Annotated in this window: 19 protein-coding genes and 1 tRNA gene; 3 read left to right on the top strand and 17 right to left on the bottom strand. The window is 71.1% G+C overall.

What is annotated here, in order from left to right; translation table 11 throughout:
- Positions 1 to 177: 177 nt before the first annotated feature.
- The 8 genes from OJ997_RS13815 to OJ997_RS13850 all read right to left on the bottom strand — a co-directional run bounded on the left by OJ997_RS13815 (position 178) and on the right by OJ997_RS13850 (position 9,111).
- Positions 178 to 249: transfer RNA gene (locus OJ997_RS13815), tRNA-Asn, on the bottom strand.
- 185 nt (positions 250 to 434) lie between these two features.
- Positions 435 to 3,056 (bottom strand): DNA primase, encoded by a 2,622-nt coding sequence (gene dnaG, locus OJ997_RS13820; protein ID WP_270025698.1) that lies wholly within the window; start codon positions 3,054 to 3,056, stop codon positions 435 to 437.
- A complete protein-coding gene (locus OJ997_RS13825) occupies positions 3,056 to 4,051 on the bottom strand; it encodes a deoxyguanosinetriphosphate triphosphohydrolase (RefSeq protein ID WP_270025699.1) in 996 nt (331 codons plus the stop codon). The genes dnaG and OJ997_RS13825 overlap by 1 nt, the downstream gene beginning before the upstream one ends.
- 69 nt (positions 4,052 to 4,120) lie before the next feature.
- Positions 4,121 to 6,799: a pyruvate, phosphate dikinase gene (ppdK, locus tag OJ997_RS13830; protein ID WP_270025700.1), complete on the bottom strand. Its 2,679-nt coding sequence runs from the start codon at positions 6,797 to 6,799 to the stop codon at positions 4,121 to 4,123.
- 3 nt (positions 6,800 to 6,802) lie between these two features.
- Complete coding sequence (locus OJ997_RS13835; protein WP_270025701.1) at positions 6,803 to 7,195, bottom strand: DUF6636 domain-containing protein; 393 nt, start codon at positions 7,193 to 7,195, stop codon at positions 6,803 to 6,805.
- Between the two features lie 78 nt (positions 7,196 to 7,273).
- A complete protein-coding gene (locus OJ997_RS13840; protein ID WP_270025702.1) occupies positions 7,274 to 7,480 on the bottom strand; it encodes a tautomerase family protein in 207 nt (68 codons plus the stop codon).
- 15 nt (positions 7,481 to 7,495) lie between these two features.
- Positions 7,496 to 8,362, bottom strand: a complete 867-nt coding sequence (locus tag OJ997_RS13845) for an SDR family NAD(P)-dependent oxidoreductase (RefSeq protein ID WP_270025703.1) — start codon at positions 8,360 to 8,362, stop codon at positions 7,496 to 7,498.
- A complete protein-coding gene (locus OJ997_RS13850; RefSeq protein ID WP_270025704.1) occupies positions 8,362 to 9,111 on the bottom strand; it encodes an SDR family oxidoreductase in 750 nt (249 codons plus the stop codon). The genes OJ997_RS13845 and OJ997_RS13850 overlap by 1 nt, the downstream gene beginning before the upstream one ends.
- 103 nt (positions 9,112 to 9,214) lie before the next feature.
- Between OJ997_RS13850 and OJ997_RS13855 the strand changes: the two genes are divergently transcribed.
- Positions 9,215 to 10,069, top strand: a complete 855-nt coding sequence (locus OJ997_RS13855; RefSeq protein ID WP_270025705.1) for a LysR family transcriptional regulator — start codon at positions 9,215 to 9,217, stop codon at positions 10,067 to 10,069.
- Here the strand turns inward: OJ997_RS13855 and recO are convergent.
- Positions 10,066 to 10,896 (bottom strand): DNA repair protein RecO, encoded by an 831-nt coding sequence (gene recO, locus OJ997_RS13860; protein ID WP_308213573.1) that lies wholly within the window; start codon positions 10,894 to 10,896, stop codon positions 10,066 to 10,068. The two genes, OJ997_RS13855 and recO, sit on opposite strands and share 4 nt — an antisense overlap.
- Here recO and OJ997_RS13865 point away from each other — a divergent pair.
- Positions 10,810 to 11,067: a glutaredoxin domain-containing protein gene (locus OJ997_RS13865; RefSeq protein ID WP_270025706.1), complete on the top strand. Its 258-nt coding sequence runs from the start codon at positions 10,810 to 10,812 to the stop codon at positions 11,065 to 11,067. The two genes, recO and OJ997_RS13865, sit on opposite strands and share 87 nt — an antisense overlap.
- Positions 11,064 to 11,393 (top strand): hypothetical protein, encoded by a 330-nt coding sequence (locus OJ997_RS13870; RefSeq protein WP_270025707.1) that lies wholly within the window; start codon positions 11,064 to 11,066, stop codon positions 11,391 to 11,393. The genes OJ997_RS13865 and OJ997_RS13870 overlap by 4 nt, the downstream gene beginning before the upstream one ends.
- Here the strand turns inward: OJ997_RS13870 and mutM are convergent.
- The 8 genes from mutM to recN form a co-directional block, all read right to left on the bottom strand.
- Positions 11,386 to 12,216 carry a bifunctional DNA-formamidopyrimidine glycosylase/DNA-(apurinic or apyrimidinic site) lyase gene (gene mutM / locus OJ997_RS13875; protein ID WP_270025708.1) on the bottom strand — a complete coding sequence of 277 codons (831 nt, stop codon included), beginning with the start codon at positions 12,214 to 12,216 and terminating at the stop codon, positions 11,386 to 11,388. The genes OJ997_RS13870 and mutM overlap by 8 nt on opposite strands.
- Before the next feature lie 14 nt (positions 12,217 to 12,230).
- Positions 12,231 to 13,526 carry a gluzincin family metallopeptidase gene (locus tag OJ997_RS13880; protein ID WP_270025709.1) on the bottom strand — a complete coding sequence of 432 codons (1,296 nt, stop codon included), beginning with the start codon at positions 13,524 to 13,526 and terminating at the stop codon, positions 12,231 to 12,233.
- 88 nt (positions 13,527 to 13,614) lie between these two features.
- The gene (locus tag OJ997_RS13885) at positions 13,615 to 14,766 is read right to left on the bottom strand and encodes a phosphopentomutase (protein ID WP_270025710.1); all 1,152 of its coding nucleotides are present in this window, start codon (positions 14,764 to 14,766) and stop codon (positions 13,615 to 13,617) included.
- 17 nt (positions 14,767 to 14,783) lie between these two features.
- A complete protein-coding gene (gene xerD / locus OJ997_RS13890; protein WP_270025711.1) occupies positions 14,784 to 15,734 on the bottom strand; it encodes a site-specific tyrosine recombinase XerD in 951 nt (316 codons plus the stop codon).
- A gap of 44 nt (positions 15,735 to 15,778) precedes the next feature.
- Positions 15,779 to 16,318, bottom strand: coding sequence for an NUDIX hydrolase (locus OJ997_RS13895; protein ID WP_270025712.1), 540 nt, complete (start codon positions 16,316 to 16,318; stop codon positions 15,779 to 15,781).
- Positions 16,315 to 17,421, bottom strand: a complete 1,107-nt coding sequence (locus tag OJ997_RS13900; RefSeq protein WP_270025713.1) for a M20/M25/M40 family metallo-hydrolase — start codon at positions 17,419 to 17,421, stop codon at positions 16,315 to 16,317. The genes OJ997_RS13895 and OJ997_RS13900 overlap by 4 nt, the downstream gene beginning before the upstream one ends.
- Positions 17,418 to 19,091: a CTP synthase gene (gene pyrG, locus OJ997_RS13905; protein ID WP_270025714.1), complete on the bottom strand. Its 1,674-nt coding sequence runs from the start codon at positions 19,089 to 19,091 to the stop codon at positions 17,418 to 17,420. The genes OJ997_RS13900 and pyrG overlap by 4 nt, the downstream gene beginning before the upstream one ends.
- A 60-nt stretch (positions 19,092 to 19,151) precedes the next feature.
- Positions 19,152 to 20,813, bottom strand: coding sequence for a DNA repair protein RecN (recN, locus tag OJ997_RS13910; RefSeq protein WP_270025715.1), 1,662 nt, complete (start codon positions 20,811 to 20,813; stop codon positions 19,152 to 19,154).
- Between the last annotated feature and the right edge of the window lie 64 nt (positions 20,814 to 20,877).

Consider the following 20,877-nt stretch of genomic DNA (forward strand, 5'->3'; position numbering starts at 1 on the left):
GCGAACTGCTGCGCGAGGGACGTCCCATCCCCTGACAATGTGTGCTCTTTAGCCGTTTAGGCCTGCAAACTAACGTCGGCTCCCGTACAGATGTGCCAACTCCTTGCGGAGTAGTAGGTCGAATCGGCGCCAGAACGCAAAAGAGGCCCGCATCTCGCGATGCGGACCTCTTTCAAGCTCGGGGGGTGGGATTCGAACCCACAACCCTTCGGTTAACAGCCGAATGCTCTGCCGTTGAGCTACCCCCGACCGAACAGCCGCTCAAGCAGCTGCGGCCCACATAGTAGTAACCGCGACGGCAGTTGCGTGGTTCCGCTCTCGACTTCGGCGCGGAGCAGGACGCACTTGGCCGCTTCGACCCTTGCCGCCGCCAGGGAACGGGCCGCTCCCTGGCGCGACGACGCGACGCTCTCGCGCTCGGATCGACGGGAAGCTCAGGCGAGGCGGGAGCGGATCTCGGTCAGCACGCGCTCGCGTTCCACGGCGAGCTCGGTCACGCCCGTCGCACCGCTCACCCGGGCGTTCGAGATGCGCCGCTCGATCCGGTGCAGCTCGAGCTGCAGCGCCTCGAGCTCGAACTTCGCGGACGTCGCGTCGAGCATGCCGGAGTCCACCACGAGCTTCGCGATGACGCGTGCGAGGTTCTCGTCACCCGTCGGCAGGTGCGCCGTGGGAGAGCGCAGCCGGCCGCGCAGGTACGCGGCGGCGTGACGCGTCGCAGGCGCGGAGAAGTAGTCGTCGACGTCGAAGGTCGCGAGGCGCTTCTCGCCCTCCTCGGGCAGCGCGATGCAGAACGCCAGGAACGCGTGCTCGTGACGCTCGCGCCGCGCGATCGCGGCGTGTGGATCGTTCGGCTCGGGCGGCGGCTCGTCACGGCGATAGCGATCGCGGTCACGCCCACCGCCGCCACGGTAGTTGCCCCGACCGCCGCCGCGCTGGTCGCGCCGACCACCGCCGCCCCCGCCACGCGGCTGCCACTCGCGCTGCCAGCCCTGTTGCTGCGCCGGCGGTTGCGGAGTCCAGCCCGTCGCCTGAGGCTGCGGCTCCCACGCACCGGGCGGCGGACCGACCGGCCCGGGGTCCGCGGCCGGAGCGTCGGCCCACTCCCCGGGAGCGCCGAACGCACCCGGGTCGTAGTCGTCGTCGCCGGAGAAGCCGTCCCACTCCGGCGGAGGCGGGCCGTCCGAGACCGGATTCTCCGGCACCGATGCCCCCGGGAGCGCCGACGCGCCGGTCGGACGCGTCCCGTGCGCGTCGCCCTCCGTGGGTGCCGCGCCAGGTTGCCCCGGCACCGACGGCCCGTGTGCGCCGGACGGCGCGTGCTGCCCAGCCGCGCCCGGGTTCGCAGGATCGTGCCCGCCGGCCGGATGGTCGACCGGCGGATGTCCCCCGCCCCGCTGGTCGGCCGGAGGCTGCCCACCGCCCGATTGGTTCGCCGAGCCCTGTCCGCCGGCCCCCTGGTCGGCCGGAGGCTGCCCAGCACCCCGCTGGTTCGTCGGCGCCTGTCCGCCGCCCCGCTGGTCGGCCCCCGCGTGCGGGGGCGTGGCCTGTCCACCGCTGCCACCGTGCTGTGCCGGCGCTGGCCCGCCCTGAGCACCCTGAGGCGCGGGCCCTCCCTGGAGACGCCCCTGGGGCGGCTGTCCGCCCCCGCGCGTCCAGCCGGACCGCGGCGGGTTGCCGCCCCTTCCCGGCTCGCCGCGCCCGCGCATCTCGCCGCGGGAGCGGGCCGTGAACGGCGGCTGCTGGGTCGCCGGCGCCTGCAGGAGCTCGTTGACCATGTTCGACGTCATCGAGAACTTGTTCGCGATCAGCTCCACGAGCTGATCGCGCAAGATCGTGGGCCGCATCGACGCGATGATCGGCTTGACGGCCGCGAGCATCTCGTCCGTGCTCGCGTCGCGCTGCTCGAGGGCCCGTTCGACCTCGAACCGCTCGATCGGGATCGCCTTCTCCAGCAGCGCGCGCATCTCGTCGGCGCCCGACTTCTGGACGACGTCCGCGGGATCCTCGCCCAGCGGCAGGCGCACGATCTTGAACTCGACCGCCCGGGTGGAGCGCCCCTTGTTGTGGGTCCGCAGCGACGCGATGCCCTTGGCCACCGACTCCTGCCCCGCCCGGTCCGGGTCCTGGCAGAACAAGGCCTTGGGCGCGAGCCGCGCGATCGCGTCCACCTGCGCGTCCGTCAACGCCGTACCCATCTGCGCCACGACCTCGGGCACGCCCGCCTGATGCAAGGCGATCACGTCCGTGTAGCCCTCGACGAGCACCACGCGCCCCGCCTTGGCCGCCGCCGCGCGGGCCAGGTCCGCCCCGTAGACGATCCGCCCCTTGTGGAACAGGTCGTTCTCGGACGTGTTGAGGTACTTGGGCTTGTCGTCGGGCTTCATCGCCCGCGCGCCGAAGCCCAGCACGCGCCCGCGCTCGTCGGCCAGCGGGAACGTGATCCGCCCGCGGAAGCGGTCGATCAGCGTGCCGCGCGAAGAGCGCGAGGCCAGCCCCGCGGCCACCAGCTCGCCCTCGCCGTAGCCCGCCCGCCGCGACCCGAGCACGACGCGATCCCACGTGTCCGGAGCGAACCCCACGCGGAACGCCCGCAGCGCGCCCTCCTGGAGCCCACGCGACTGCAGGTACGCCCGCGCGTCCTCCGCCTCGGGCGACTCCCACAACACGCGCACGTAGTACGCGGCCGTGCGCTCGAGCAGCGCCAGCAACCGGTCGCGCTTCTGCCGGCGCTCGGCCTCCCGCGGGTCCTCGGACTCGCGCTCCAGCGGCACGCGATAGCGCTCGGCCAACGACTCCAGCGCCTCACCGAAGGACAGGTTCTCCGTGGCCATCACGAACTTGAAGACGTCACCGCCGGCGCCGCAGCCGAAGCAGTAGTAGACCTTCTCCGTCGGGTTGATGCCGAAGGACGGCGAGCGCTCGTCGTGGAACGGGCACAGCCCTTCCAAGCGCGCGATGCCCGACCGCCGGAGCTCCGTGCGCGCGCCGACGACCTCGGCGAAGTCCACGGCGTCGCGGACCCGTTCGCGTGACTCGTCGGTGTACCGCGCCATCAGGCCGCCAGGCCCTGCGGAACGAAGCGCTCGCTCCAGGCACGAATGGCGAACCGGTCGGTCATCCCTGCCAAGTAGTCGATCACACGGTCCGGCATCTCCCCCGGCGGCAGCTCGTCCGGGTGCTCGCAGTACCAGTCGAAGAGTCCGCGCAGCACCCGCTCGACCCGAGCGGCCTGCGCGCGCTGGGTCGGCCCGAGGTACACGCGCTCGAACATGAACGAGCGCAGGGCGTACATCGCGCGCCCGATCTCCTCCCCCTGCGCGATGTCCCCCGCGGCCTCCGAGTGCTCGACGAGGTCGTTGACGAGCGTGTCGATCCGCGCCGGGCCGGTCGGGCCGAGGATGGCGATCTCGCGCGCGGGCAGGTCCTCCACCGCCAGCACGCCCGCTCGCAGCGCGTCGTCGATGTCGTGGTTGATGTACGCGATCCGGTCCACGAGCCGGACGATCTTGCCCTCGAGCGTGGCGGGCTCGCCGGCGCCGGACGAGTGGCGCAGGATCCCATCCCGCACCGGATCGGTCAGGTTGAGGTCCTCGAGCACGTCCACGACCCGCAGCGAGTGCTCATTGTGGCGGAACCCGCGGCCGAAGCGCTCACGCCCGGCGCGGTCCAGCACGTCCTCCCCGATGTGCCCGAACGGCGGATGCCCGACGTCGTGCCCGAGCCCGATCGCCTCCGTCAAGTCCTCGTTGAGCCGCAGCGCCCGCGCGACGGTGCGGCTGATGCCCGTGACCTCAAGCGTGTGCGTGAGCCGCGTGCGGAAGTGATCGCCCTCGGGCGAGACGAACACCTGCGTCTTGTGCTTGAGCCGGCGGAACGGCTTGGAGTGCACGATCCGGTCGCGGTCGCGCTGGAACGGCGTGCGCACCCCGCTGTCTTCCTCCTCGCGCCGGCGCCGCGCCGGATACGACAACGTGGCCAGTGGCGACAGCCACGCGGCCTCCCGAGCCTGCTGGGCGGAGGCGAAGTCGCTGACGGTCGGGGCGCTCACGCCTCCATTCTGACCGGCTCCGTGGATGGCACCGGACGATTGCGCAAAGTCGGCACGAACTCTTTGCGATTACGCGTCAGCCCATGACCGATCGTTGGCATGGATGATCGCCGCCTGCGCGGCCGCCACCCGCGCGATCGGGACGCGGAACGGCGAGCACGAGACGTAGTCGAGCCCCGCCATGTGGAAGAACTCGATCGAATCGGGATCGCCCCCGTGCTCGCCGCAGATGCCGAGCTTGAGGTCCGGCTTGGCCTCCCGCCCGACCCACGCCGCGAGCCGCACGAGCCAGCCGACGCCCGGCTTGTCGATCGTCTCGAACGGCGAGCGCTCGATGATCTTGCGCTCCATGTAGACCGGCACGAACTTGGACTCGACGTCGTCGCGGGAGAACCCGAGCGCCGTCTGAGTCAGGTCATTTGTGCCGAAAGAGAAGAAGTCTGCAAATTTTGCGATGCGATCTGCAACAAAACACGCGCGGGGGAGCTCGATCATGGTCCCGACCGTGTAGTCCTCTCCCTCATGCAGCCCTTCGTCGTCTCCGACCCGGACCACGAGCTCGCGCATGATCTCGAGCTCGTGCTCGTAGTCGACGAGCGGGATCATGATCTCGGGGTGCGGCGGCACGTCCATCGCCTTCGCCGCCCGCAGGATGGCGTGGACCTGCATCTCGTAGATCTCGGGGTAGAGGATCCCGAGCCGGCACCCGCGCGTGCCCAGCATCGGGTTCTCCTCCGAGATGCGCTCGGTCGTCTCCAACAGCTCCTCGAGCTCGTCCAGATCGTCCGTGCACTCGATCCGCGCACGCTCCACCTGCGCCGCAAGGTCCGGCAGGTCCGGGAGGAACTCGTGCAGCGGCGGGTCCAGCAGCCGGATCGTCACCGGCAGGCCCTTCATCGCCGCGAAGAGCCCTTCGAAATCCTCCTGCTGCAGCGGCAGCAGCAGCGCGAGCGCGTCTTTGCGGGCCGAGCGCGTGTTGGCCATGATCATCCGCCGCATCTTCGGCTGGCGGTCCTCGGCCATGAACATGTGCTCGGTCCGGCACAGCCCGATGCCCTCCGCGCCCAGCTCGCGCGCCTTCTTCGCGTCGGCCGGCGTGTCGGCATTGGTCCGCACGCCAAGCCGGCGCGTGTCGTCGGCCCAGCCCAGCACGGTCTCGAAGGCCTTGAGGATCTCGTCGAAGGCCGGGTCCTCGGCCGGGTCCACGAGCGGCACGTCGTCGAGCGTGACCTCGCCGTTGGTGCCGTTGATGGCGATGAAGTCGCCTTCGGCGATCGTGCGGTCGCCGACGCGGATGCACTTGTCCTCGAGGCTGATCTTCAGCTCGGAGGCGGCCGTGACGCACGGCACGCCCATGCCACGGGCGACGAGCGCGGCGTGGCTGGCCTTCCCGCCCAGGCTGGTGAGGATGCCCTTGGCGGCGTGGAAGCCGCCGACGTCGTTGGCGTTGGTGTCCGGGCGGACGAGCACGACGTCGCGGCCCTCGGCGGCGGCGTCGATCGCGTCGCGCGCCGTGAAGACGACCTCGCCCTTGGCGCCGCCGGGCGCGGCGGGCACGCCGGTGGTGATCACCTCGTAGTCCGCGTTGGGGTCGAACGTCTTCACCAGCAGGGCGGTCAGCATCTCCGCGTCGACGGTCATCAGGGCCTGGTCCCGCTCCAGGAGCCCTTCGTCGACGGCGTCGCGGGCGAAGCGCACCGCGGCCTGCGCCGGCCGCTTGGCGTCGCGCGTCTGGAGCATGTAGAGCTGCCCCTCCTCCACCGTGAACTCGGTGTCCTGCATGTCGCCGTAGTGCTGCTCGAGTGTGCGGAGGATGTCCATCAGCTGCGCGTAGGCGTCGGGCAGCCAGTCCTCCATCTCGGCGATGTCACGCGGTGTGCGGGCGCCGGAGACGACGTCCTCGCCCTGCGCGTTCGGCAGGAAGTCGCCGGACGGCTCGGGCGCGCCCGTCACCTCGTCGCGGCTGAACGCGACCCCGGAGCCCGACGTGTCGCCCTTGTTGCCGAAGACCATCTGCTGGACGTTGACCGCCGTGCCCCAGTCGTCGGGGATGCGGTTGATGCGGCGGTACTCCTTCGCGCGGTCGCCGGTCCAGGAGTCGAACACCGCGCGGATCGCGAGCCGCAGCTGCTCCTTCGGGTCCTGCGGGAAGTCCTCCTCGGTGTGCTCGGAGTAGAGCGTCTTGAAGCGCTCCGTCAGCTCCTTCAGCGCGGCCGTGTCGAGGTCGGTGTCCTCCTCCACCCCGCGGTCGGCCTTGACCTCCGCGATCGCCTGCTCGAACACCTCACCGTCGATGCCGCGGCTGACGTTGCCGAACATCTGCACGAAGCGGCGGTAGGAGTCCCACGCGAAGCGCTCGTTGTCGGTGGCCTTCGCGAGCCCTTCCACCGACGTGTCGTTCATGCCCAGGTTCAGGACCGTGTCCAGCATCCCGGGCATGGACTCGCGGGCGCCGGAGCGGACGGAGACGAGCAGCGGATCGTCGTCGTCGCCGAGCTGCTTGCCGGTGTGCTCCTGCAGGCGCTCGAGCGCCGCGGCGACCTGGTCGGCCATCCCGGCGGGCTCGTCCTGGCCGGCCTCCATGTAGGCGACGCACGCCTCGGTCGTGATCGTGAAGCCCGCCGGCACGCGGTCCGCGCCGAGCACGCGCGTCATCTCGGCGACGTTCGCGCCCTTGCCGCCGAGCAGCTCCCGCATGTCCTTCGAGCCCTCGGCGAAGTCGTAGACCCACTGCTGCTCGTCGGCCATGGCTCAGAACACCCGCTGTTTCTGGACGGAGACGGTGAACCCGTGCTTGGAGCGCAGGCTCTTGCACGTGATGCCGGACTCGCGCGATGTGCACTTCAGGCGCCCGAAGGTCGTGCTCTTGCCGTAGGCCAGCACTTTGGCCTTCGGGTCGAACACGGTGTCGGTGATCTTGATCCGCTTGCCCTTGCGGGTCTCGTCGAGCACCATCGCCCGGTCGTTGCCGCCCTTCCACTCACACCGGACCTGGCGCGACACGTCCACATCGGAGTAGAACTGGCAGCCGAGGTTGCCGGAGGGCGAGCGGAAGGTCCGCACCGCCGCATCGGCGGCGGTGGGAACGGCAGTGGCGGCCACCCCGGTGGCCAGCAGGGCAAGCACAACACGGAACCGACTCATCGGCGCGGAGCCTATATGGCAAGGCCGGACAAACGTGCCAGCGGGCACGCGTGTTCGCACATGCCGCGAATGTGGGCCCTAGTGCTCGGTGAGGTCGGCGAGGGTGAGGACGCCGCCGCCGATGCCCCACCCGCCGTCGGTCACCTCCTCGACGAGGACCATCGTGTTCGCGCGTGCGCGGTCGCCGTACAGATCCGCGTACAGGTCGGTGACGCGGGTGACGATCGTGTGCTTCTGCTCGGCCGTGAGCGTGCCGGCCGGCACCTTGAAGTTCGCGAAGGGCATGATCGGTGCTCCTGTCTACAGCGCTGCGTTGGCGGGGAGGAGATCGGCGATTCCGGCGCGGCGGAAGAACTCGACCCGGAGGCGGTCGGCGACGGCCGAGACGACCTCGCTGCCGTCGCGAGTCGGGTCCACGTGCGTGCGCAGGGGCCGCTCGCCGGAGGGCAGGTCGACGACGCGTGCGATCTCCTCCGCGACCGCACCGGGATCGGCGTCGCTGGGCGTCAGGCTCGCCAGTCGGGGCGCGAGCTCGTCCATGAAGCCCGCGTAGCGGGAGTCGTAGGCCGCCGCGCGCGGCGCGTCGGCGGGTGTGCCGGCGTGCGCGAAGTGGTTGGTCCCGGACGTGTAGGCGCCCGGGACGACGATCGTCGTGTCGATCCCGTAGCGGATCAGCTCGCCCGCGTAGCTGACCGCGAGCGCGTCCATGGCCGCCTTCGCCGCGAAGTACGGAGCCAGGAACGGAGGGCAGCCGCCGCGGGTGCTCGAGCTGCCGACCCAGACGAGCAGACCGCTGCCCTGCTCCCGCAGACGCGGAAGGGCGGCGCGGTTCACCCGCTGGGTGCCGAGGACGTTCACGTCGTAGAGCTCGGCCAGCTGCTCCGGGAGGAACGCCTCGGCCGGCCCCATCACCATGTGGCCGGCGTTGTGGACCACGGCGTCGAGGTGTCCGATCCCGTCGACGGCCGCGTCGACGGACGCCTGGTCGGTGACGTCGAGGTCGACTGCCCGCAGGTCGCCGGGCTCGTCCGCCAGCGCGGCCGCGGCGGACGCGTTGCGGCCCTGGAGATCACGCATGCCCGCGACGACGGTGTGCCCGCGTGCGGCCAGCGCGCGCACGGTCAGGGCGCCGAACCCGCTCGACGCGCCGGTGACGAGGATGTCCATCAGACGATCCCGCCGTTGGCGCGGACGACCTGGCCGTTGACCCAATGACCCTCAGGGCTTGCCAGGAACGCGACGACGCCGGCGATGTCCTCGGGCTTGCCCAGGCGCTCGAGCGGCGGCTGCTTCGCGAGCCGGTCGATCGTCTCCTCGTCCTTGCCGTCGAGGAACAGCGCCGTGGCGGTGGGCCCGGGCGCGACCGTGTTGGCCGTCACGTCGCGGCCGCGCAGCTCGCGCGCCAGCACGAGGGTCATCGCCTCGACGGCGCCCTTGCTGGCGGCGTACGCGGCGTAGCCTGGGAACGCGAGCGCGATCACGGAGCTCGAGAACGTGATCAGCGCGCCGCCTTCACGCAGCCGCCGCACCGCCTGCTGCGCGATGACGAAGCTGCCGCGGATGTTCGTGCGGTGCAGCGCGTCCAGCTCGTCGAGGTCGAGCTCGGCGACGGGCGAGAGCGTCATCCGGCCGGCGGCGTGGACGACGACGTCCACTCCGCCGAACGTCGTCTCGGCCGCGTCGAACAGCGCGGCGACGGCGGTCTCGTCGGCGACGTCGGCCTGGACGGCGATCGCGTCGCCCGCCTCGCGGGCGGCGGCCTCGGCCTCGTCGGCGTTGCCGGCGTAGCCGACGACCACCTTGTAGCCGTCGGCGGCGAGCCGGGAGACGACGGCTCGGCCGATGCCGCGGGAGCCGCCGGTGACGATCGCGACGCGGGCAGGGGCCGACGCGCCGGTGGGGACGGAAGGAGTCATCTGGAACCTCGTGGTCGGAGGGAAGGACTGACTGCCATGATGCCCTCGTTGGCCCGGATTTCCCAACAACGCGTGGGTGTGAAGCTCCCACCGGCGGTGGTGAATGCCTGAGCTGGCCCAGCTGCGCACGTTCGCGGCGGTCGCGGAGGCGCTGAGCTTCACGCGGGCGGCCGAGGAGCTCGGACTCAGCCAGCAGGCGGCGTCGAAGGCCGTGCGGGCGCTCGAGGAGGAGCTGGGGGTCGTGCTGCTGGAGCGGACCACGCGCGAGATGCGGCTCACACCCGCGGGCGCCACGCTGCTCGCGTCGGCCCGCGATCTGCTGGCGCGGGCCGAAGTCGCCTTCGCGGAAGTGCGGGACATCGAAGCGGGCTTGTCGGGGACGATCCGGATCGGGGTCTCGCCGGCCATCGGCCTCACGGACCGGACCGACGCCGCCCGCACCCTGCGCGCGGACTCCGCCCGGGTCGCCGTAGCCTTCCACGAGGTCCGCCCCGGGCAGCTGCGCACGCTGCTGCGCGCCGGAGACATCGACATCGCGCTCACCCGGGCGCGCGGGCTCGAAGACGACACCATCAGCACGCAGGAGCTGCGCCCGTCGACGATGGTCTGCTGCCTGCCCGCCACGCACCGGCTCGCCGCGCAGGAGGCGGTCGCCCTGGCCGACCTCGCCGGCGAGCGCCTGCTCGTTCCCAGCCCGCCGGGGACGCCTTTCACCGACCTGCTGCTCGCGCGCGTGCCGGGTGCCGTGCCCGTCGAGGCGCGCATCACCGGGACGGGTGTGATCCTGACCGAGCTCGTCGCCGAGCACGCCGCCTACTTGATGCCCGAGGGCACCGCGATCCCACCGGGCGTCGTCTGCCTGCCGATCGAAGGCGGCTTCACGCTCCCGCTGTTCGTGCTCTGGCCCGTGGGACGTCCGTCACCCGCCGCACGCCGGCTCGTCGCGGCGCTCGGCTAACGCGCGCCCACCGGCCGTAGGCGCAGGTGCGCGTGGTGTTCCAGGGTGTCGGTGATCGCCCGCTCGGCCTGGGCGAGCGCGAGCGGTGGCGCGTCCGGCGTCTCGGCCAGTGGCCGCCCGAGCGCGGCGACCATGAACGCGTGCGCCTCCTCGTCGAGCGGGAACGAGCTCGCCTCGCAGGCACCGCAGACCACGCCGCCGGCCGCGCCGGAGAACCCGACGAGGTGCTCGTTCTCCCCGCACGACGCGCAGCCCGCCAGGTGCGGTGCGAAGCCCGCGGCCAGGAGCAGCTTCAGCCGGAACGCGAGCGAGTTCGCGCGGCCCGCGCGCGCCGGCTCGCGGTCGAGCAGCGTGAGCTCGTTCGCGAGCAGGTGGTAGACGCCGGGGTTCGGCTCGCCGTCGTCGAAGATCCGTGCCACGGCCTCGCAGGCGCGGGCCGCGCCGTCCAGCGGGGCGAGCGCCTCGCGCAGCCGGTGATGGGCGGCGATCGTCTCCACCGAGGTGATCGTCATCAGGTCGCTCCGGCCCTGATAGAGCACGAGGTCCAGGCGGAAGTACGGCTCCAAGCGACCACCGAAGCGGGACTTCGCCTTGCGCACACCTTTCGCGATCACGCTCACTCGACCCCGCTCCGGGGTATACAGGTGGAGGATGCGGTCCGCTTCGCCGAAACGGATCGAGCGGAGGACGATTCCTTCGGTTTTTACCGATCCGGTTATCGCACTATACTTTCTGAAGCCATGAGCCAGATCACCGTCTACACGACCGAGCCCTGCGGCTACTGCCGCGTCGCGAAGGCCCTCCTGGCCAAGCGCGGCGTCCCCTATGAGGAGATCAACCTCGCCAAGGACCCCGAGGGTCGTGCGGAGCTCGTGCGTCTGACGGGCATGATGACGTTCCCCCAGGTCGTAATCGACGGCGCGTCGATCGGCGGCTATCAGGAGCTCGTCGCCTTCGACAAGGCCGGCAAGCTGTCGGAGTTCGTCCCCACCGCTTGAAACGGCTTGCCGGGCCCACCCGCGTCCTGCGTTCCGGCAACCCCGGCGCGCTGACCGTCGAGCTGCTCAACCGGCTGCTCGACGGCGAGGACGAGTACCTGCGTGACCCGCGCGAGCTGATGCTCACGCTCGCGCCGTACCACCACTGCGCGCGCCGCCTCGGCGAGGAGCCGGGCGAGGTGTTCGACGTGGTGGCCGCGGGCGCGCCGCCCACGCTCCGCGACGCCGTGCGCACGTTCGGTCGCCGCGACGACATCGAGCCCGAGTCGTTCGGCTTCGCGATCGTCGAGACCGCCGAAGGCCCCGAGTACCTGCGGACTATTTGACCCGCGGGCGGCGCTGGCAGCGCTCGCACACGTAGGTCCCGCGCCCCGCCACCCGCAGCTTGCGCACCGTGCTCCCGCAGTTCGGGCACGGCTCGCCCTCACGGGTGTGCACGAGCATCTTGTCCTGGAAGGTCCCGCTGACGCCGTACGGGTCGCGGAAGTCGTCGATCGTGGCGCCCTTGGACTCGAGCCCCAGCATCAGAGCTTCCACGACGCCGTCGCGGATCGCCGCGCACTGGGCGCGGGTGAGCGTGTTCGCCGGCCGCAGCGGATGCACCCGCGCGCGGAACAACGCCTCGTCGGCGTAGATGTTCCCGACACCGGCCACGCGCTTCTGGTCGAGCAGGAACGCCTTCACCGGCGCGCGCGACGTCTTCGCCAGCGCGTGCAGATGGTCCGCCGTGAACAGGCGCTCCAGCGGCTCCACCCCGAGCCGGGCGTCGAAGAACGCCGCCAGCGCCTCCGGGCCGAGCGCGAGCTCGCCGGTGCCGAATCGCCGCGGATCGTCGAAGACCAGCACCTGGTCGCCGAGCTCGAACCGCACGCGCGGGTGTCGCGAGAGCGGCTCGGGATTCAGCAGCAACGTCCCGGTCATCCGCAGGTGCATGAGCAGGAAGACGTCGTCCTCGAGCTCCCACACCAGGTACTTGCCGCGCCGGCCGAGCTTCTCCACGCGCCGGCCCTGGACCGCGGCCTCCAGCTCAGCGGGAGCGAGCGGCCGCGACCAGCGCTCGTCGAGCACCTCCACCGTCTCCAGCACGCGCCCTTCCACGTGGGGCGCCAGATGGCCGCGGATCGTCTCGACTTCGGGGAGCTCGGGCATATCGCCCGAGCAGACTAGAACGGGCTCTTGGTGCGGGCGTAGGCCTCGACCTCGGCCTCCACCTGGCTCAGCGACTTCTTGAGCACCTTCTTGAAGACCTTGTTGGTCAGCGCGCGCCCCGGCTTGCCCTTGATCTTCTCGTTGTTGAACGCCGCGTGCAGGCGCAGCAGCGCGCCCTGCCCGTACTTGTTGGCGATCGCGTAGGCCGCCGCCGCCGAGTACGAGTACGCGAACGAGATCGAGATCGAGGACATGCGGTTCATCGAGTTGGGCTTGGCGAGCCGCGACAGGGACAGCGCCCGCTCGGCCGGCTTCTGCTTGGACGAGTCCCGCAGCACGCCGCCGCTGAGCAACGCGCCCGCGTCCGACGCACGGTTCGTGTCACCTGAGGCGTACATCGCGGTGCCCTCGGACAGCCACACCGGGACCCGGCCGCCGGTGCGCTTGACGAGCGCGACGTGGGCGAGCTCATGGGCGATCACGCGCTGACGGGCCTTCGGCGGACGGTTGCCGTACGAGCGCCAGAGCACGAACACGCGGTTGCCGCTGACCTCGGAGACCTTGCGGGCCGGACCGTCGGTCGACACCTGCGCCTCGGCGATCGCGACCACCGCGCTCAGCGTCTTGTAGTCCTTCGTCAGCGCCTTCGTGTCGTTGCTGTTGCGGTTGACGATCACCAGCACGCGGTCGGGCAGCTTGACGCCCTTCAGGCCGCGGCGCATGGTGGTGCGGCCCTTCTCGAGGTCGCGCATCAGCTTGCCGACCTTCATGGTCGCCGGCGCGAGCGCGAGGAAGTGCTTGCTCGTCCGCGCCTTGTAGCGCGTGTGCTCCCAGGGCGCGAGCGTGCCCGACGACGGGCGGTCCTTCGCGACCTTCCAGCCGTCTTCGGTCTTCTCGACCGACATGCGGGAGGTCTTCCAGTACCACTCGCCGACGCCGTCGAACCGGTAGGCCATGTGGACGCGCAGCGTGCCCTTGTCCCCGTCGATCTCGGTGCCGCCGGCCTCGATCTTGACGTCGTTGAGCGGCAGCAGCTTCGCCGCCGAGATCGCGCGCTTGTCCTTGGCGACCTGCGCGCCGGTCGACGTCTTCAGGAACGCGGCCTCGTCGCCCGTGTGGATCGCGTAGGCGCGCTCCGTGAGCATCTTGTTGAGCAGCTCGGAGTCGCTGGGCGGCTTGGCGGCGGCGGGCTTGCGCTTGTTCTCGCCGGACGCCTTGTTCGACGTCTGCTTGGCCGGCTGCATGGAGGCGGTCTCGCCGTCGCCTCCGCAGGCCGCGATCAGGAGCGTCGTGGCGGCCACTGCCGCCAAGCGCGAAGTGTCAAGCAGTGAACGCACGGTGAGTGAGTTCCCGAGTCTTCGCGAGTTCAGACGCGACAACGGACGCGAGTTCGGTGGTTTAGACGAACGGGGTGCCCGGAAGCGGCGCGTCCCGGCCCGTCAGCCACTTCAGCACCGATGCGCCGACGTCAGCAAACGGACCATCGTGGCGCTTGCCGCCGTTCCTGGTGAAGCGGGCGAGCAGCGGCACGTGCTCGCGGGTGTGGTCGGTCCCGGGGGTCGTGGGATCGCACCCGTGGTCGGCGGTGATGATCAGCAGGTCACGCTCCGGGTCCAGCCGCGGCAGCCACGCCCCGACCTCGGCGTCGATCGCCTGCAGCGCGCGGTGATAGCCGGGCACGTCGTTGCGGTGGCCATAGACCTGGTCGGTCTCGACGAGGTTGGTGAACACGAACCCACCGTCGAGCGTGTCGATCAGCTCGGCCGTCACCGTCATCGCCGCGGCGTTGGTCGCGCCCTTGTGCTGGACGTCGACGCCGACGCTGTCGAACACCTGCCCGATCTTCCCGACGGTGTGCACCGTCTGCCCCGCGGACTGGAGCTCCTGCATGTAGGACCGACCGGGCGGCGGGAGCGCGAGGTCCTTGCGGCCGTCCGTGCGCTCGAAGGCGCCGGGCTCGCCCCGGAACGGCCGCGCGATCACCCGGCCGACGGCGTGCTCGCCGGTCATGATCTCGCGCGCCGCCGCGCAAGCCGCGTACAGCTCGGCGGGTGGGACCTCGTCCACGTGCGCCGCGATCTGCAGGACCGAGTCCGCGGACGTGTAGACGATCAGGTCACCGCTGGCGAGGTGGCGCTCGCCGAAGTCCTCGATCACGCCCGTCCCGCTGTAGGGCCGGTTGCAGAGCACCCCACGCCCGGTCGCGTCACGGATCTGGTCGATGATCTCCGGCGGGAAGCCGTCCGGGTAGGTGCGCAGCGGCTTCGGGGTGACGACGCCCATCAGCTCCCAGTGACCGGTGATCGTGTCCTTGCCCGGCCCGAGCGGGTGCAGGCGGCCGTGGAGCACGGGGTTCGGTGACGGGGTCACGCCGACGAGCGGCAGGATGTCACCGAGACCGAGCCCCTGCAGGGCCGGCAGGTCGAGGCCTCCGGCGGCCTCCGAGAGGTGCTGGAGGGTGTTCGTCCCCTCGTCGCCGTAGTCCCCGGCGTCGGGGAGCGCCCCGGCGCCGCACGCGTCGATCACGATGACGAAGGCCCGTTTGTTCACGGGCAGCAGTTTGCCAGTCAGCGCATCTTGGCCCGCGGGTGGGCGTCGAAGTAGACGTCCTTCAGGCGGTCCGCGGAGAGGTGCGTGTAGAGCTGCGTGGTGGCGATGTCGGCGTGCCCGAGCATCTCCTGCAGGCTGCGCAGGTCGCAGCCGCCCGCGAGCAGGTGCGTCGCGAACGTGTGACGCAGCGTGTGCGGGCTCATCTTGTCCGCGAGCCCGGCCGTGGCCGCGTGCCGCTGGACGATCTTGTAGAGCCCTTGGCGGGTGAGGCCGCTGCCGCGGTGGTTGACGAACAGCCGCGACTCGAGCCGGTCGCCGACGAGCCGTCCGCGCCCCTTGCCCAGGTACGCGTTGACCGCGCGCGTGGCCGCGGAGCCGACGGGCACGATCCGCTCCTTGGAGCCCTTGCCGCGGGCGCGCAGGATGCCGATCTCGAGGTCGAGGTCCTGCATATCCAGGTCGATCGCCTCCGACGCGCGCAGGCCGCACGCGTACATCAGCTCCAGCAGCGCGCGGTCGCGCAGCGCGGGCGGCTCGGTACCGCGGGGCTGCTCGAGCAGCTTGGCGACCTCGTCGCGGCTGAGCACGTGCGGGAGCCGGCGACTCTGCTTGGGCGCGCGAAGGTTCGCGGTCGGGTCGGCCTCGATCAGGCTCTGGCGACGCAGGTGCCGGTAGAACGAGCGCAGGCAGGCGACCTTGCGCTGCAGCGTGGCCGGCGCGACGGGCGGCTTCTCGCCATCCCCGGCGGCGAGGCTGGACACAAAGCCCGCCAGGTCCGAGTGGGTGACGATCAGCGCGTCGCGCCCGTGCAGGTAGACGCCGAACTGCAGCAGGTCGGAACGGTAGGCCTCGAGCGTGTTGCGCGAGAGCCCGCGCTCGAACTCGAGGTAGGCGAGGAAGTCGAGCACCAGGTGCTCGAACGGTTGCGTGTCGGTAGGCGTGGCAAGGGGAGCGTCGGCGACGGCCATCGCTCCCGGTTTCGGGGCGTCGTCGGCGACCCCTCCCGCTGCAATCAGCGTCCCAGGCGGTCCCTGAGACGGAAGAGCGCGATGAGCGTCTTGGAGTCCTTGTTCGTGGCCAGCACGTCGTCCAGGTCGCTCAGCGGGCGGATCTCGACGTCGATGCGCTCGTCCTCCTCGACCTCCGGGCGCTCGTCCACGTCGCTGATCCCCTGCGCGAGGAAGAGGTGGATCTCCTCGTTCGTGAAGCCGGGCGTGGTGAAGAACGAGCCGAGCGACGCCCACTCCGACGCCTGCTTGCCGATCTCTTCCGCGAGCTCGCGCTTGGCGGACTCCAGCGGGTCCTCACCTTCGACGTCGAGCTTGCCGGCGACGATCTCCAGCAGGTCCGGGATGCCGACCGCCTCGCGCGGCTGGCGGACGAACCACAGCTGGTCGCCGTCGAGCACGACCACGCCCACCGCACCGGGGTGCGTGACGTTCTCGCGCTTGACCTCGCTCCCGTCCTCGTGGCGGAACGTGCCGCGTTCGACGTCGAAGAACTTGCCCTCGAAGATCTTCTCGGTGGCGATTCGCTCGAAGTTTGAGCTCATGCGGTGGCCGCCTCCTCGAGCAGCGTCAGTCCGATGTCCAGCATGGCCTCGAGCGCGTACTGCGTGACCCGCTCGGTCGGCTCGTGGTTGTGCTCGGTGCCGTTGGCGACGTTCACGCAGGGAATGCCCGCAGCCTCGAAGACGTTCGCGTCCGAGGCGCCGCCGGTGGCGATCCGCTTAGGCTCGTACCCGTGGGCGCGCAACGCGGCCTCGGCGGCGACGACTGCCGGCGCGGACGGCTTCTGGCGGTAGCCGATGACCTGCTTGGACGTGATCACGTCCACGTCGCAGTCACCGTGGCTCGCGCCGTCGTGGAGCGCGTCGATGATGCCCGCCAGGACCTCCTCGGCCTTGTCCGGGTCGACCGAGCGCACCTCGGCGAGCAACCGGGCGCGCTCTGGGACCACGTTGGTGGACTCGACGCCGCCGTGGAAGTAGCCGAGGTTGGCGGTCGTCTCGGCATCGATGCGCCCGTGCGGCATGCGCGCCGCGGCGTGGGCGGCCGCCAGGATCGCCGAGTGCCCGCTCTCCGGGCGGATGCCCGCGTGCGCGGACTTGCCGAGGAACTCGGCCTCGATCCGGTACAGCGTCGGCGAAGCCGTGACGATCTCGCCGATCGCGGTCGCATGGTCGAACACGTAGCCGAAGTCGGCCTCGAGCTGCGTCTTGTCGAACGCCTGCGCGCCGAGCAGCCCGATCTCCTCCTGCACGGTGAACAGCAGCTCGACGCCGACGGGCGAGCCCTCGACGCTGCAGCGCCGCGCGAGCTCGACCAGCATCGCCACGGCCGCCTTGTTGTCGGCGCCGAGGATGCCGTCGTTCGCGTTCTCCCAGGCTCCGTCTTCGAGCACCGGCTCGACCGGCGCGCGCGCCGGCACCGTGTCCAGGTGGGCGCACAGCAGGACCGTCCGCTCGCCGCGGCCGCGTAGGCGCGCCAGCAGGTTGCCTGCCGCGTCACGCTCGACCTGCAGTCCCATGCCGCGCAGCGCCCGCTCGACGTGCTCGGCGCAGGCCGCCTCCTCCCCCGACGGGGAGAGGATGCGGCACAGGTCTACGAACGTCTCGTTGAGGCGAGCCTTCTCGGCCTCGCTCGCCGGCCTCACCGCGCGGCGGCCGGCTCCTCGGCGGCGAGCTCGTGCGGGCGCAGCTCCTCCGCCCGGCCGAGTGCCGCCGCGACGAAGTCCCGGAACAGCGGCGCCGGGCGTTCCGGACGCGACTTGAACTCCGGGTGGTACTGCGACGCCACGTAGAACGGGTGGTCGGGGATCTCGATGATCTCGACCAGACGCTCGTCCGGCGACGTGCCCGAGCACACGAGGCCCGCGGCCTCGATGCGCTTGCGCAGGAAGTTGTTGACCTCGTAGCGATGGCGGTGGCGCTCGTAGATCACGGCCTCGCCGTAGATCTGGCGCGCCCGAGTGCCCTCGTGCAGCTTGATCGGGTCGGCGCCCAGGCGCATCGTGCCGCCCATGTCCGAGACTTCCTTCTGCTCGGGCAGCAGGTCGATCACGGGGTACGGGGTCTCCGGGTCGAACTCCGTCGAGTTCGCTCCGTCCATGCCGACGACGTGGCGCGCGAAGTCGGCGACCGCCATCTGCATGCCCAGGCAGATGCCCAGGAACGGGATCTTCTGCTCGCGGGCGATCCGCGCCGCCGTGATCTTGCCCTCGATCCCGCGCACGCCGAAGCCGCCCGGGATGAGGATGCCGTCGGCGTTCGCGAGCCGCGCGCGCACCTCACCGTCGTCCAGCGTCTCCGAGTCCACCCAGTCGATGTCGATGCCCCGCCCGAGCTGGAAGCCCGAGTGGCGCAACGCCTCGACCACCGACAGGTAGGCATCCTCGAGCGCCACGTACTTGCCGACGAGCGCGATCTTGACCGGCGGGCTGCCCTGGGCCACGGTGGCCTGGCTGACCAGCCGCTCCCAACCGCTCAGCTCCGGCGGCCCCGTCTCGAGCCCGAAGTGCTCGAGCACGAACGAGTCCACGCCCTCGTTGCGATAGTAGAGCGGGATCTTGTAGATGTTGTCGACGTCCTGGCCGGAGACGATGGCCTCGGGCGGCAGCGACGCGAACAGCGCGATCTTCTTGCGCACGTCCTGAGGCAGCCCGCCCTCGGAACGGCAGATCAGCATGTCCGGCGCGATGCCGATGCGGCGCAGCTCGTTGACCGAGTGCTGCGTCGGCTTCGTCTTGAGCTCACCCGCGTGGCCGATGTACGGCACCAGCGTCAGATGGATGAACATCGTGTTGCGCCGCCCGACGTCCACCGGGAACTGGCGGATGGCCTCCAGGAACGGCAGCGACTCGATGTCGCCCACCGTGCCGCCGATCTCCGTGATCACGACGTCGACGTCCTGCGTCTCGCCGATCAGCCGGATCCGGTGCTTGATCTCGTCCGTGATGTGCGGGACGACCTGCACCGTGCCACCGAGGTAGTCCCCGCGGCGCTCCTTGCGGATGACGGAGTTGTAGATCGCGCCCGCCGTGACGTTCGACGCACGCGACGCGTTCGCGTCGGTGTAGCGCTCGTAGTGGCCGAGATCCAGGTCCGTCTCCGCGCCGTCCTCGGTGACGAAGACCTCGCCGTGCTGGAACGGCGACATCGTGCCGGGGTCGACGTTGATGTACGGGTCGAACTTCTGGATCGCGACCTTCAGCCCGCGCGAGACGAGCAGCCGACCGATCGAGGCGGCAGCAATGCCCTTCCCAAGAGAAGAGACCACTCCCCCTGTGACAAAGATGTAGCGGGTTCGTGGCCTAGGTTCGGGCATTGCAGAAAATCTCCTTATGTCGCCTCCGAGAGGATAGAGCGGCGATCGGCGGGTACCAGGTCATGCGGCTTTGAGCAGCTCTTTCGCGTGTCGGCGGGCCGCCACGTCCTCGCTGTCGGCACCGAGCATGCGGACGAGCTCGCCCACCACCTCGGCCTTGCGCAACTCCGTGACCGTCGTGCGAGCGGTCTCGCCCGACGTGTCCTTGACGATCGTGAAGTGGCGGTCCGCCAGCGACGCGATCTGCGGCAGGTGCGTGATGCAGAGCACCTGACGGCCGGCCGCCAGCTCACGCAGCTGCTCACCCACGGCGCGCGCGGTGACACCGCCGATGCCGGCGTCCACCTCGTCGAACACGAGCGTGGCCGGGCCGGCCTCCGCCGCGGCGCCCATCAGCGCGAGCATCACGCGCGAGAGCTCGCCGCCGGACGCGATCTCGCGCAGCGGCCCGGCGGGCACGCCGGGGTTCGGGGCGATCAGGAAGTCCACCTCGTCCGCGCCACTGGGCGCGTACGCGCGCGGTGACAGCGACGCCGTGAACTCCGCACCCTCCATCGCCAGCGCGCCAAGCCGCTCACGCACGGCCTCGGCCAGCGCGACACCGGCCGCCTCGCGTGCCGCGCTCAGCGCGAGGCCACGCTTCTCCAGCTCGGCCCGGACCGTCGCGAGCTCGGTCTCGACCTCTTCGATCGCCTCCTCGGCGCCCACGAGCTCGTCGCGCCGCGTGCGGCACTCCTCGGCGTAGGTGAGCACCGCCTCGATCGTGCCACCGTGCTTGCGCTTGAGGCGCTCGAGCAGCGCCATCCGCTCCTCGACCTCGTCCAGGCGCCCGGGCGCGGCCTCGACGCCCTCCGCGTAGCGGTGCAGGTCGTGCAGCAGGTCCTCGGCCTCGATCGCGAGCGCACGCACCCGGGCGCCGAGCGCGTCCAGCTCGTCGTCGACGCCCGCGGCGCCGTCCATCGCCTGGGCGGCCGCTGCAAGCGCCAGTGCCGCTCCGCCCCCGCCCTCGTCGTCCCCGCCGAGAGCGCCCGAGCCGATGGCCGCGGCGCCCCGGAGCGCCTCGACGTGCCGCAGGCGGCCGCGCTCGGCCTCGAGCGCCGCCTCCTCGTCCGCGGTCGGCTCCGCACGTTCGATCTCCCCGAGCTCCCACTCGAGCAGGTCCAGCTCGCGGTCGCGCGCACCCGCGCGCTCCTGCAGCAGCAGCTTGCGCTCGCTGAGGACCCGCTCACGCGCGTACGTCTCGCGGTAAGCGTCGCGCCGATCCGCCTGCTCGGCGCCGGCGAAGCCGTCCAGGATCTCCAGCTGGGCCGAGTGCAGCATCAGCTTGCGGCTCTCGTGCTGGCCGTAGAACGACAGCAGCGCCGTCCCCGCTTCGCGCAGGTCGGCCGCGGTGGCGCTCCGGCCGCCGAGGTACGCGCGCGTGCGGCCTTCCGCGCTCACGCGCCGTGCCAGGACGAGCTCTTCCGCGTCCTCGGCGATCCGGTCGCCGAGCAGCACGCGCAACTCGTCAGGCAGCGAGAAGATCCCCTCCACGTACGCCTCGGCGGCGCCGGGGCGCACGATGCCCGAGCGGGGCTTGCCGCCGAGCAGCAGATCCAGCGCGTGCGCGAGCACGGTCTTGCCCGCGCCCGTCTCCCCCGTGAGCACGTTCAACCCCGGACCGAGGCGCAGCTCGGCCCGTTCGATCAGGAGGAGGTTCTCGACGCGGAGTTCGTGGAGCACGCTGAGGGTGTACCAGCGGCGCTGGACGGAACGTGTGTTCTGTGCCGGAATTGGTGCAGAATCG

Source organism: Solirubrobacter phytolaccae (assembly GCF_027587195.1).
Classification (GTDB): domain Bacteria; phylum Actinomycetota; class Thermoleophilia; order Solirubrobacterales; family Solirubrobacteraceae; genus Solirubrobacter; species Solirubrobacter phytolaccae.